The following is a 12,089-nucleotide window of genomic DNA, read 5'->3' on the forward strand; positions in this document are numbered from 1 at the left end:
AATGGATTTCTGATGGTGATAAATGGTTTGATTAAACAGAAAAAGCAACAAAGAAGACTCATCTTTCTTTGTTGCTTTTTCTACGTTTCAGGAAGGATTGCAGTGTAAATGGCGAGAAGGGATATATAAGGAGATGGAAAAAATGATAAATAATACAATTCCAAGTTTTTTAAAATTATGGGAAAGTAACGATGTAGAATTAGCAGTCCTCAACCAATACTTTACTTCGCATCCAGAGATATTTGAAGAATACTTTAAGTATCATTGTCCATATACGAGAGAACGAGTTTCTAATGCCATTAAACGATATCCCGCAAAAATAGAAGATATTCATATCATTGCAGAAACATTACCGATTATTATTCAAGAGATAACGAATGAATATCATAATAATTATAACTTTGATGTAAATATGAAGTTTCATTTATTTGTTGGAGCTTTTGGCTCTAATGCATTTGTAGAAAGGGAAATTATTGGAGACATCTTTTTTGCGGCAGAAAAATTATCTCCAGATGTAAATCACCTTCGTGTTATTGTCGCTCACGAAATAGGACATATATATCATAATGTTATGTTACAAAATGATGGAATGGATTGGACAAAAGCTGAGTGGACTGACGCGGCAGTTACTTTGTATCGTGAAGGTGTTGCAACATATTTATCAAAGCAAATTATAAAAGGTGTAAATGAATCAGTGTACTACTCATATAACAATGATGGTGAACGTTGGTTACAATGCTATATAGAAAATGAAAAACAAATAAAGAATCGTTTTTTGGAAGATTATATAGAAGGATGGACGTTCGAAAAAGAGAAAGAGTGGTTCCGGTTATCTGGCGGACAATACTTTGGATACAACCGAATGGGTTATTTTTTAGGAACAGCTTTTGTAGAGGATGTTGTACAAGCACTAGGAGAAAGTGAAGCATTTATTTTTTGGAACAAATATAATTTGAAAAGTAGCGTAATGGATTGGTTATCGAAAGGAATAAGATTATAATAGGGGGCTGAAATGTATGAAAGTGTATGTAAAGATAGCTATGTTATTTCTCGCTTTTACATGCCTATTGGCATTAGTAGCATGTAAAGGGACAGACGAAAAAAAGGAAACAAATCCAACTTCGGAAAATAGTAAAAACGAACAAAATAATTCTTCTGAAGAAAAGAAAGAGCCTGAAGCAAAATCAAATAATGAAGGATCAACAAAATCAGGTACAGATTCACGCTCGAAAGATACAGTAATCAATCAAAAATCAATTAACCATGTGAAAGAATTGTTTGAACTAGCGAAAGAAGGAAAAGTACCTAATGTTCCGTTCGCAGCTCATACAGGAGATATTGAAGAAATAGAAAAAGCGTGGGGAAAAGCAGATAAAACGGAACAAGCAGAAAACGGAATGTACGCTACCTTTATAAATAAAAATGTTTCCTTCGGTTTTAATAAAGGATCACAAGTTTTTGATGTACGCTCCTATCATGCAGAGCTAAAATCAATTACATTAAAAGAAATAGAGAAAGTATTAGGAAAATCATCTTCAGTTAAAGTGAATGGGGAAGATAAAATATATGTATATAAAGTGAACAATCAGTTTGAGTTGAAATTCATTATTCCAAAATCGACAGGTAAAGTTAATCATATTTCTGTATTTTCACCAGAGGATAGTATTAATAAAATGGCAGGGTGATGAAAAAGGATGTCACAAAGTCTTAAAACTTTGTGACATCCTTCTTTTTACTGTTAAAAGGAAAAGGAAAGCAGCTTATAAAATATGAGGGGTATGCTCCGAAATGTCTTTTTTTATTTTATTACGTTCTACACTTTGAACAAACAGCGCTTGCATAATGCCTCCAGCTATTAAGAAACAAGTACAAATATAAAATAGTATACTACCGTTAAGTTTACTTAATAAAACCGCACCAATAACAGGACCGCACGTACGAGATATATCCCAATGTAACCCGTAAATTGAAAAATACAATCCACGCTTATCTGTAGGAGCGATTTCTGAAACGAATCGAAGTAAATGGTTTAAGGCGATACTTTCCCCAATGACTAAAAAGAGTAATGTGAAGAATAGTGACGTGATTGTTGTTGAAATCCCGTAGCCAATTGCAGCTATTGTATAGCAGGTGTAAGAAATAAGAATAATTTTCGCCATAGAAAATCGTTCAGACCATTTCACAAGGAAAACTTGCAGGAAGATTTCCATTGTAGCCTTGCATGTTGAAATAAAAGCGAGCATGAATACGAAATCTGGAAATATATCTTTAGCGAAAATGCGATAATTTGTCTCAGTTTGAGCATAAAAAAAGCTAATAGGGAGTGTAGTAATCATAAGTCCTAAAACGGCGTAATGCTTGCTTACAAATTGTTTTGAAGATGATACTTCAACTTTTTGCTTTGGCTTTGTAAATACTGGAGCGGTTTCTGGAAGCTGCGTCCATACAACTACTGCATATACCATAAGTGTAATGCTTTGCATTATAAATAAATATTCAGGGTGAGTATGATAAAATATAGCACCAATTATTGGACCGATTACGGAACCAATTGCAGCAATCGTATGCAAAAGAGCAAAAATTTCTGCTTGTTGTTTTTGTTTTGTTAAATCAGCAATTTGTGCACGTTGAGCGGGAATATATAAGGAACGGCCAACCCCATTTATGACGTAAAGCAAAGCAAATATAAAAACAGACTGAGCAAAGATGAAGCTACCGATTGCAACGCCTTGTAGCAATAAGCCGATTAACATAATTTTCTTTCGCCCATATTTATCAGTCACCCCTCCAGCAATAAGTGTAAATACAATGTCTGAGAGAGGTTGTAGTCCGAAAATGAGCATAGTTATTATTATATTACCGTTTAACATTTTATTAACGTAAATAATCATAATGAGAGCTAACATAGATTCAGTCGTTCGGGTTAATAATTCGCCGCACAGTCTAATAATAATGGGTTTATTATAACGTAGTATGAGATTGTTCAATATTAATTCCTCCTTTCTATATTGAAATGATAAGATGAAAGGAGGAGTGGAAAAAGGGTAGAAACAAAAGGGGTTATTTTTCACCTTTTAGGGGGATTATGATGTTTATTTTAAATCAATATATTGAACTATGGTGTGCCTATGGTAAAGGTAGACAAGAAGGAGAACAATTAGAAGTTACCGTACAAATGATAGCAGAAACTTTATTTTGTACGGAGCGTAATAGTAAATTAATAATAAAAAAATTAGAAGAGTTAAATTGGATCGCTTGGTTTCCAGGGCGGGGGAGAGGGAATCGCTCTAAATTAATATTTCAAAAGCAACCGATGATATTAATTTTAGACAGAGGAAAAGAACTAACGAAAAAAGGGGATGTGAAAAGTGGAATCTCATTTGTGGAACGCTACAGCTCACAATTTCCATTAGTAAAGAAAGAGTATGAAGCTTGGATAGATTCCATATTTGGTCATAAAATAGAAAGGACACCAGAAGGAAGAAAAGATGTACTTCGGTTGCAAGTACAAATGAATCTAGACATCGCTTTGGATCCGGTTTACGCTACGATGCGCTCAGAATGTCATATGGTTAAACATATTTTTGATACACTCGTATATGTGAATGAGGAAACAAATTGTATAGAGCCAAGACTTGCTTTTCACTGGCAATATAATGACGCTGAAAAGGTTTGGACATTTTATTTAAGAAAAGGTATTCATCTTCATAATAGAAAACGACTTACCGCACATGATGTTATACATTCATTGAATCGATTTATGAAAGCGGAAAACAACCCACACGCATGGATGTTGCAACATGTTGAAAATGTCCGTGCAGTGGATGAATTTGTTGTTGAAATTCAATTACATACGGAAAATAGGATGTTTTTACATATGCTAAGTGCAGAACAGTGTTCTATCGTAAATGAAGATGAAGCAGGAAACTTTATTGGTACAGGACCTTTTATATTACGCGAGAAAAATGCACAATTATTTGTTTTAGAAGTGCATGATTTATATTATCGTGAAAGACCTTTTCTTGACCGAATTGAACTAATGAATGTAGAGCAAAATGTAAATACGTATGACGTGTTAGTAAAGGCGCAATATAAAGATAAAGAAAAGCCTAATAAAGAGTTGTCTCGGCTTGAATCGAACGTGACATATGTAACGTGCAATCTTGTAAAAGAAGGACCAATGCAAGATGAGCTGTTTCGAAAGGCACTACATAAAATCATTCATGGCGATAGGATTGTTCAAGAACTCGGCGGAGAACGTGGAGAAGTGGCTAAGAAACTAATATTAGCAAATGAAAGAAAAGTAGAGATTAAGGAAGAGATAGAATGTTTAGTGAAAAAGAGTATGTATCATCATGAAGTGCTACAACTCTACACATTTACAGGACAAGATCATGTAGAAGATGCACAATGGATTCAGAAAGAGTGTGCGAAGTATGGGATTCGTGTAGAAAATAATTTTCTTGAAGTTGAAGAGTTATTGGAAATCAGTACGATACAAAAGGCTGATATGATGCATGATAGTGCAACGATTAGCGAACGAATAGAAGATAGTCTGCTATATATGTTTCTTACAAAAAATAGTTTTATTCATGGGCAAAGCAGCATGGACTTTCATAAAAAGCTCTTCCCTTATTTTAAAGAAGAAGATTTAGAGAATAGAGTTACATTGTTACGCGATATTGAGGACACTTTGTTACGTCACATTCATATTATTCCTTTATATCGTAACAAACAACAAGTAACTTCTCACGAAAAAGTACAAAATATAATGATTAATTCACAAGGGTGGATTGATTTTTATGAAATATGGTTTACATGTTGATAAATAAGGGCTTTTACGCATTTTACATGATGTGTAAGAGCCTTTTTTTCGTGTGTGAAACAGGTTTGTTTTACACATTGTTACGCTACTTACGATAAAAGTCTATTTACAGCGTAACAGTGTTATGTTACATTGTTGTCAGGAAGGAGTGTTATACAGTTGAGTACAGATTTAATTTCAAAAAAAGATTTATTAGAACTAACTGGTATTTCATACGGACAGTTATATAGGTGGAAAAGAAAAAATTTAATACCGGAAGATTGGTTTGTACGAAAGTCAACATTCACGGGTCAAGAGACATTTTTTCCGAAAGAAAAGATATTAGAGCGTATTGATAAAATCCAAACGATGAAAGAAGATTTATCACTTGATGAACTAGCAAATATGTTTTCACCGAGTGTTAGAGAAATTCTTTTAACAAAAGAAGACGTCTTACGTAAAGGAATTGCATCAGAGCCAGTTTTACAATTCTTCATAGAACAAACGAATAAAACAACAGAGTTTCAATTTGTAGATATTCTTTATGTGTATATGTTAGAAGAGTTACTACAATCGGGAGAGATTAGTTTAGAAGAAGGAAAAATGGTCTTGCAAGTTTTACGTGAAAATTATGAAGCAATTAAGCATAAAACTTGTGACTTAATCATCGTCCGAAAGTTAGGGATTTCTACATGTTTCTTAGTTTCAAACGTGGACGATTTAATTTTTGAAAAAGGTACCAAAATTGTTTTACGCGAAGCGATTATGAAATATACCGAAGCATTAAAAACGAAACTGTTGTAGTGGAGGAGAAAGTATGCGTACAGATAATTTGATTATAAATGGTTACGGTTCATCGAATGGCGGCGAGTTTCATAAAGTGCAATTAAATGGAAAAGGGACTGTTAATGGAAATATTGAATGTGACCAATTTGAATGTAACGGATATGGTGCTGTTACTGGAAATTTGAAAAGTAGCAATGCGAGAATTAGTGGATCGGGTAAAGTCGATGGCACAGTACACGCGGAAACGATGCGCATTGATGGAAAAGCAACAATTACGCAAGATGTGAAGGCGAACAGTTTGAAAATTGCAGGAAAAGGTACGATAGGTGGAAATGTAACTGGTGAAGAGTTTAAAGTCAATGGTCAAGCGACGATTGATGGTAATTGTGAAGTGGATACTTTTTCTTCAGAAGGCCAATTTACAATTGGTGGATTATTAAGTGCCGATGAAATAAATATTAATATTCACGGTACATGTCGAGCGAAAGAAATTGGTGGTCAAACGATTAAAGTAAAACATAGACTAAGTACTTTTAGTAGACTGTTTAAATCAGTATTTGGTATGCAGTTAGAGGCTGAACTATTAGAAGGTGACAATATTGATATTGATTATGCTCACATAAAAACGGTAAGAGGAAACAATGTGACAGTAGGAGCGAACTGTGAGATTGAACTCATTGAATATACGGGTGTTCTTACTGTCGATAAAAGCGCAAATGTAAAAGAAATGAAGCAGGTTTAATGGGAGGGAGAAAGTAATATGGAACATCAACATAGTCTTACTGTCAATGGCTCTGGTAGTTCAGCAGGTGGGGATTATAACAAAGTGAATATTCGCGGTGAAGGAACGATTTCTAATGATATGAGCTGTAATGAATTTAAAACGTACGGCACGAGTGAAGTGCGCGGTAATATGAAAGTGAAAAATTATGTCGTGTATGGAGATAGTGAAGTACAAGGAAATGTAGATGCGGAATATGTAAAAGTATACGGAAATACACAAATGAATAGTGATGCCCATATTGAAAAAACGAAAGTAAGAGGTATGATAGAAGTTAAAGGGAAGTTTACTGGTGATTTCGTAGATGTGAAAGGCGCTTTAAATGTGAAAGGAGATATTGAAGTTGAAGAACTATCACTAACTGGTGGCCTTGAAAGTGATGGATTACTTAATGCTGAAAATATTGAAATTTCACTTCGTTATGAAGGCAGCAAAGTGAGAGAAATCGGCGGTAAAAAGATTACCGTTCGTAAAAAAGCGAGATTTATTCCATTTACAAGTCATGCTGGAAGCCTCCAAACGTCTATCATTGAAGGAGATGAAATTTATTTAGAGCATACGATTGCTGAAGTAGTACGAGGAAATAACGTTACCATTGGTCCAGGATGTGAAATTAGTGTTGTAGAATATCATACTAGTTTTAATCAAAAAGGTAATGCAGTTGTAAAAGAACATAAACAAATATAAGTAGTACGAGGGAGAGCAAGGTTATGGTTGAGAAGAATAATAAGCTCGGCTTTGTTGTGGCGGGCTTATTGCTAGGTATTTTAATGGCATCAATGGACAATACCATTGTCGTAACAGCGATGGGAACGATTGTTGGTGACTTAGGAGGCCTTGAAAACTTTGTATGGGTCGTTTCTGCCTATATGGTCGCAGAAATGGCAGGTATGCCGATATTCGGAAAACTATCAGATATGTATGGTAGAAAGAGATTCTTTATTTTCGGTTTAATCGTCTTTATGATTGGTTCGGCACTTTGTGGTACTGCTGAAAATATTACACAGTTAGGTATTTATCGTGCCATTCAAGGTATTGGTGGCGGGGCATTAGTGCCGATCGCGTTTACTATCGTTTTTGATATTTTCCCTCCTGAAAAGCGCGGGAAAATGGGTGGATTATTCGGAGCAGTATTTGGTTTATCAAGTATTTTTGGCCCGCTGCTTGGTGCGTATATTACAGATTACATAAGCTGGCACTGGGTATTTTACATTAACTTACCGCTTGGCGTTTTAGCATTTATTTTTATTACATTCTTTTATAAAGAATCACGAGTTCATAGAAAGCAAAAAATTGATTGGTTTGGCGCAATTACTTTAGTTGGTGCAGTAGTTTCGCTAATGTTTGCTTTAGAACTAGGTGGACAAAAGTATGATTGGGATTCTAACTTTATTTTAAGTTTATTTGGCGGATTTGCTATTTTAATTATTGCATTTATTTTTATTGAACGTAAAGTAGAAGAACCGATCATTTCATTTGAAATGTTTAAACAACGTTTATTCGGAATGAGTACCATTATTGCATTATGTTACGGTGCTGCGTTCATGTCAGCAACTGTATACATACCGTTATTCATTCAAGGTGTATACGGTGGTAGCGCAACAAACTCAGGATTATTACTTTTACCGATGATGTTAGGATCAGTCGTAACAGCGCAGTTAGGTGGATTTTTAACGACGAAGCTTAGCTACCGAAACATTATGATTATTTCTGCTGTTATTATGCTAATTGGACTATTCTTATTAAGCACATTAACGCCAGAAACAAGTCGTATATTATTAACGGTTTATATGATTATTATTGGATTTGGAGTAGGTTTCTCATTCTCTGTACTAAGTATGGCAGCTATTCACAACTTCGGTATGGAACAGCGCGGATCTGCAACTTCAACGAGTAATTTCATTCGTTCATTAGGAATGACACTTGGTATTACAATCTTCGGAATGATTCAAAGAACAGGTTTCCAAGATCAATTAGAAGAAGCTTTTAAAGGTATGAGCGGAGGAATGAATACAAACGCTTTAGGAGATTCAAGAGCTATTCTATCAGAATCGGCAAGATCTCAAATCCCGCCGCACATATTAGATAAAATTATTGACGCTCTTTCTAGCTCCATTGTTCAAACATTTATGTGGGCATTAGTACCAGCAGGTCTAGCATTCATATTTATTTTCTTTATGGGAAATGAGCGTATGGTAATTAAGAAACAGCAAACGAATAAAAAGAGTGAAACATCAAAAGCGTAATGAAAAAGCTCCTTTCCAATTGGAAAGGAGCTTTTTCGTATGTACGGATTTAGATTAGCCTTCGATAATTTCGTATTCTTCGTCTGCTAATAATAAAATTTGTGTTTTCTTACCTTTGTTTTGAACTTCGATTACATCGTATGCACCTAAGTCTCTTAGTTTGTTTTGAGAAGCGTTAACCATAACTTCCATAGAATCAATTAAGATATCTTCTTCAATGTATGATTCAGGCAATGCCATATCTTCTGTTTCTAATACACATGCATATAGATTTTGTAAGTTTTCAGTAGTTGGGTTTTGTTCCTCAACATCAATGATGTTCTTTACTGCATCCATATTTTCTTCTTTTGCTTGGTATACTTTAATTTTAGCCATTGTTTTATTCTCCTTTATAACGTAATCGTAGAGGCTACACCTTATTATAACGTTTTTTTCATGAAAGATGAAATTGTTATATGTATTTATAGGGAAATTTATGTGCTATTACTCATTATTGGCGTAATTTCATTATTAATGTGATAAGTAAGTACCTATATTCCTGAGTTAAAGTTATATTGTCCAAGCTTTTTTATACTCCGTTCATAGTATATGTATTAGATAAAACATATAGGGAAGGGATGGAGTGTAAGTGGATTGTGAGCCGAAACGAAATTATCAATGCTGCCAAAATAGTATTTGTGAATTTTTGCGAAGTCTAGAGCCTTTTACAAAAGTTGAGAGTATTGTAATCGCCGGAAACGAAATTGTAGTATCTTATTTTCTTTCATTTAATAAGAGGAATGGTACCGTATCCTTCGTACAAGAGGACAATGAGGTTATCTTTGTAGATTGCTCTAGGATTGATGCAATTCGAATAGGAAAAGTTTGTAGTTGTAAAACGAAAGTTAAATTTATTGAAGAGGATTTTAGTTTACTTGGAAATGTTTGTCCACAATGTTTAACAGAGGGTAGTACACTCTTTTTTGACTTTTACAATCCAGAATTGAATTTATCACTACAAGCAAAAACAATTGATGCACCTAGTTGTACTGAATTTATAGATGAGATGGGGAATGTCGTAAAGCAAATTACTATAATAGGTGAAGCGATTGTTTCTAAAGATTTTGTTCAAGTGCCGGAACTATTAAACTTTCTATTAGTTTTATCTGATACGACTACGAATCCTTTAAAGTTTGGAATACTGTTCATTAATTTCCCTGATCTTACGTTTATTATTCTTTTCGCATCGAGTGGATACCTCAACATTTCGAACTGTTTGAAAATCGAGAGTGGAACTGGTAATGCTGAAATAGAAGATATGAAAAAGATGGTGACGAATGACAATAATACGTACAAGTCAGTTGTTAAATTGACTAAAGTATATAAAAATGGAGGAACAGAATCATATATTTATAAGAATGAGTTATAACATACGTATTTAAATGAACCCTCAAACGAGTATTGAGGGCTATTACATAATAAAAGATGATAATCGGTTACATGTAGATTGCAAATTATTATTAAGTATATTTACTGTTAACCTTTATACAGGACAGTCGCTTACTATTTATTAGATGTTATAATAATTTTATATTTACGAATATTTTACGATTATATATAGTTTAATAAACTTTTGTTTATATATGAAAAGTAGAGTTAAACTGATTCCAAAGAAAGCGGGAATGTAAATGATATATGAAGCGAGTATACATACGAGAGAAAAATTAGTTACTATGTTCGAGGATTTCAATAACGTTGTTTTACTTTCTTATTTACAAGGACATATGGGTACTGCTTGGGTAAATGATCTTGAAAACCCAACAGTAGCGCAAGTTACGGTAGGGATTTTCACATTTTATGCTGGGGATCCAAATAGGAAAGAAACAGAAGAATTACTACGTAACATTCCTGATAGAATGTTAGTAATCGTAAATAGTGAAGAGTGGAAAAAGCGTTTAGAAACATTTTACGAAAGAAAAATAGATAAGTTTTTACGCTATAAATTCAAACGTAATGCGGAAGTTTTTAATCGTTCAAAATTACAATCTTTTATATCAGCGCTTCCAAAAGGATACGAGTTACGAAGAATAGATGAACATATCGTAAATATCCCTACACTACATAAGGTCTCTGAAGATTTTACAAGTCAATTTCAATCAGTAGAAGATTATTTAAAACGAGGTATAGGGTATAGTATTTTGTACCAAGGTGAAGTTGTATGCGGTGCATCATCGTATAGCATTTATGATAATGGGATTGAAATTGAAGTGGCGACTGATCACAATCATAGAAGAAAAGGGTTGGCGACTATAGTTAGTGCAGCGCTAATCTTGGCCTGCTTAGAAAAAGAGATATATCCAAACTGGGATGCTGCGAATACTACGTCTGCTAAACTGGCAGAAAAACTAGGATATGTTTTTGATAAGGCATATGATACGTATTTTGTGGATAATAGATGAAATCATTTTTAAATAAAAGAGCAGCTAGCAAAAGCTAACTGCTCCTCTCCAAAGCAGAATGGAGAAATACAATCATGTTACTTACATTATTGACAGAACAGTAATTTTTAATCCAATAACTATAAAAGTTTAGATAAAATATCTTTGATTAAACCTGAGGCACCGATAAAGAGTACTGATAAAAAAACGATTGAGTATATACTTTTTTTAGGTTTTTTAAATTCTAGGTAAATGTTAAAAATAGCACCAATTGCAACTACAATAAAGATAACGAGTCTTATTACATCTATCATGAATAACGCTCCTTTTAATTACTTAATTGTATTATATAGGAATTCACCTTCAGATTAGTTTATTGGAATACGAATTAAGGTAATTTTAAACAAAATAATCTTTTATACAAAAGTAAGGTTAGTGGAAAAAGGAAACGTATGTAGTAATTGTATAACTTGTAGAAGCTGATGGTGACCAAATAAAGTACGGTTATTATTTGAGTGGTCTAGTAATTTATATTTTTGTATACGCTCTCTTTAGGCATACTTACAACTTAAATAATAAAACATGCTTATCATAATGATCTAAACACCAATTATATTTTTTTAGAATAATTGGATGAACTACTTCTTTCGTAGTATCAACCTCAGTATAGCCATATTTCTTATAAAAGTTTTGTAATTCCTCAAAAGGAAGACAGTATACATGTTGTACTTGTAATTTCTTCGCAGTTTCTACTAAAAATGAAACAAGTTCCCCAGCTAATTGTAGGCCTCTAAATTTAGTGAGAATAAAAATCCCGCCCATTTCTATCGTATCTTCATCTATTTGGACTAATCGGCCAACACCTGCATACTCGTTGTTGTAAGTAATAATTGCAACTTTATCCCTTTTTAAATCACTTCTTACAAAACCGATTGAGTCATATTGATTATTAATCCATTCTAAATCATTAGATGTGGCTAGTTGAATACTCATATACACCCTCCTTCAGAATACTAGCTCTATCTTCAGTATATAGAACGTAAGATGCTATATCA

At 33.6% G+C, this 12,089-nt stretch carries 13 protein-coding genes; 9 read left to right on the forward strand and 4 right to left on the reverse strand.

All coding sequences use genetic code 11. The features are described 5' to 3' along the window. Nucleotides 1-142 precede the first annotated feature (142 nt). Nucleotides 143-1,000: a gluzincin family metallopeptidase gene (locus AC1DMU_RS05395; protein ID WP_088063748.1), complete on the forward strand. Its 858-nt coding sequence runs from the start codon at nt 143-145 to the stop codon at nt 998-1,000. Nucleotides 1,001-1,016: 16 nt separating this feature from the next. Continuing rightward, a complete protein-coding gene (locus AC1DMU_RS05400) occupies nt 1,017-1,685 on the forward strand; it encodes a YjgB family protein (RefSeq protein ID WP_088063747.1) in 669 nt (222 codons plus the stop codon). 75 nt (nt 1,686-1,760) lie between these two features. On the opposite strand, the gene AC1DMU_RS05405 is transcribed toward AC1DMU_RS05400, so the two are convergent. After that, nucleotides 1,761-2,987 carry an MDR family MFS transporter gene (locus AC1DMU_RS05405; RefSeq protein ID WP_088063746.1) on the reverse strand — a complete coding sequence of 409 codons (1,227 nt, stop codon included), beginning with the start codon at nt 2,985-2,987 and terminating at the stop codon, nt 1,761-1,763. Nucleotides 2,988-3,088: 101 nt separating this feature from the next. Here AC1DMU_RS05405 and AC1DMU_RS05410 point away from each other — a divergent pair, with 101 nt between their 5' ends. The 5 genes from AC1DMU_RS05410 (at nt 3,089) to AC1DMU_RS05430 (ending at nt 8,617) form a co-directional block, all read left to right on the forward strand. Continuing rightward, nucleotides 3,089-4,825: an ABC transporter substrate-binding protein gene (locus AC1DMU_RS05410; protein WP_088063745.1), complete on the forward strand. Its 1,737-nt coding sequence runs from the start codon at nt 3,089-3,091 to the stop codon at nt 4,823-4,825. A gap of 159 nt (nt 4,826-4,984) precedes the next feature. Then, nucleotides 4,985-5,608 carry a YhbD family protein gene (locus AC1DMU_RS05415; protein ID WP_087980731.1) on the forward strand — a complete coding sequence of 208 codons (624 nt, stop codon included), beginning with the start codon at nt 4,985-4,987 and terminating at the stop codon, nt 5,606-5,608. A 13-nt stretch (nt 5,609-5,621) separates the two neighbouring features. After that, nucleotides 5,622-6,332 (forward strand): bactofilin family protein, encoded by a 711-nt coding sequence (locus tag AC1DMU_RS05420; protein WP_088063744.1) that lies wholly within the window; start codon nt 5,622-5,624, stop codon nt 6,330-6,332. 18 nt (nt 6,333-6,350) lie between these two features. Beyond that, complete coding sequence (locus AC1DMU_RS05425) at nt 6,351-7,058, forward strand: cytoplasmic protein (RefSeq protein ID WP_088063743.1); 708 nt, start codon at nt 6,351-6,353, stop codon at nt 7,056-7,058. 23 nt (nt 7,059-7,081) lie between these two features. Continuing rightward, nucleotides 7,082-8,617, forward strand: coding sequence for an MDR family MFS transporter (locus AC1DMU_RS05430; RefSeq protein ID WP_476941480.1), 1,536 nt, complete (start codon nt 7,082-7,084; stop codon nt 8,615-8,617). 54 nt (nt 8,618-8,671) lie between these two features. On the opposite strand, the gene AC1DMU_RS05435 is transcribed toward AC1DMU_RS05430, so the two are convergent. Next, entirely contained in the window at nt 8,672-8,992 is a 321-nt protein-coding gene (locus tag AC1DMU_RS05435; RefSeq protein ID WP_046954336.1) for a hypothetical protein, read from the reverse strand. Between the two features lie 253 nt (nt 8,993-9,245). Here AC1DMU_RS05435 and AC1DMU_RS05440 point away from each other — a divergent pair, with 253 nt between their 5' ends. Together AC1DMU_RS05440 and AC1DMU_RS05445 are read left to right on the forward strand one after the other, a co-directional pair. Continuing rightward, complete coding sequence (locus AC1DMU_RS05440; protein ID WP_088063742.1) at nt 9,246-10,025, forward strand: BC_2878 family exosporium-associated protein; 780 nt, start codon at nt 9,246-9,248, stop codon at nt 10,023-10,025. Between the two features lie 259 nt (nt 10,026-10,284). Next, complete coding sequence (locus AC1DMU_RS05445) at nt 10,285-11,055, forward strand: GNAT family N-acetyltransferase (protein WP_087983809.1); 771 nt, start codon at nt 10,285-10,287, stop codon at nt 11,053-11,055. A 119-nt stretch (nt 11,056-11,174) separates the two neighbouring features. On the opposite strand, the gene AC1DMU_RS05450 is transcribed toward AC1DMU_RS05445, so the two are convergent. Next, nucleotides 11,175-11,348, reverse strand: a complete 174-nt coding sequence (locus AC1DMU_RS05450; RefSeq protein ID WP_088063741.1) for a hypothetical protein — start codon at nt 11,346-11,348, stop codon at nt 11,175-11,177. A gap of 247 nt (nt 11,349-11,595) precedes the next feature. Beyond that, nucleotides 11,596-12,027 carry a GNAT family N-acetyltransferase gene (locus AC1DMU_RS05455; protein ID WP_060487105.1) on the reverse strand — a complete coding sequence of 144 codons (432 nt, stop codon included), beginning with the start codon at nt 12,025-12,027 and terminating at the stop codon, nt 11,596-11,598. Nucleotides 12,028-12,089: the final 62 nt, after the last annotated feature.

Source organism: Bacillus sp. 01N45 (assembly GCF_056399205.1).

Coding starts and splice junctions, on each gene's coding strand:
- AC1DMU_RS05395 (WP_088063748.1), top strand. CDS start 143: ATGATAAATAATACAATTCCAAGTTTTTTAAAATTATGGGAAAGTAAC.
- AC1DMU_RS05400 (WP_088063747.1), top strand. CDS start 1,017: ATGAAAGTGTATGTAAAGATAGCTATGTTATTTCTCGCTTTTACATGC.
- AC1DMU_RS05410 (WP_088063745.1), top strand. CDS start 3,089: ATGTTTATTTTAAATCAATATATTGAACTATGGTGTGCCTATGGTAAA.
- AC1DMU_RS05420 (WP_088063744.1), top strand. CDS start 5,622: ATGCGTACAGATAATTTGATTATAAATGGTTACGGTTCATCGAATGGC.
- AC1DMU_RS05425 (WP_088063743.1), top strand. CDS start 6,351: ATGGAACATCAACATAGTCTTACTGTCAATGGCTCTGGTAGTTCAGCA.
- AC1DMU_RS05430 (WP_476941480.1), top strand. CDS start 7,082: ATGGTTGAGAAGAATAATAAGCTCGGCTTTGTTGTGGCGGGCTTATTG.
- AC1DMU_RS05435 (WP_046954336.1), bottom strand. CDS start 8,992: ATGGCTAAAATTAAAGTATACCAAGCAAAAGAAGAAAATATGGATGCA.
- AC1DMU_RS05445 (WP_087983809.1), top strand. CDS start 10,285: ATGATATATGAAGCGAGTATACATACGAGAGAAAAATTAGTTACTATG.
- AC1DMU_RS05450 (WP_088063741.1), bottom strand. CDS start 11,348: ATGATAGATGTAATAAGACTCGTTATCTTTATTGTAGTTGCAATTGGT.
- AC1DMU_RS05455 (WP_060487105.1), bottom strand. CDS start 12,027: ATGAGTATTCAACTAGCCACATCTAATGATTTAGAATGGATTAATAAT.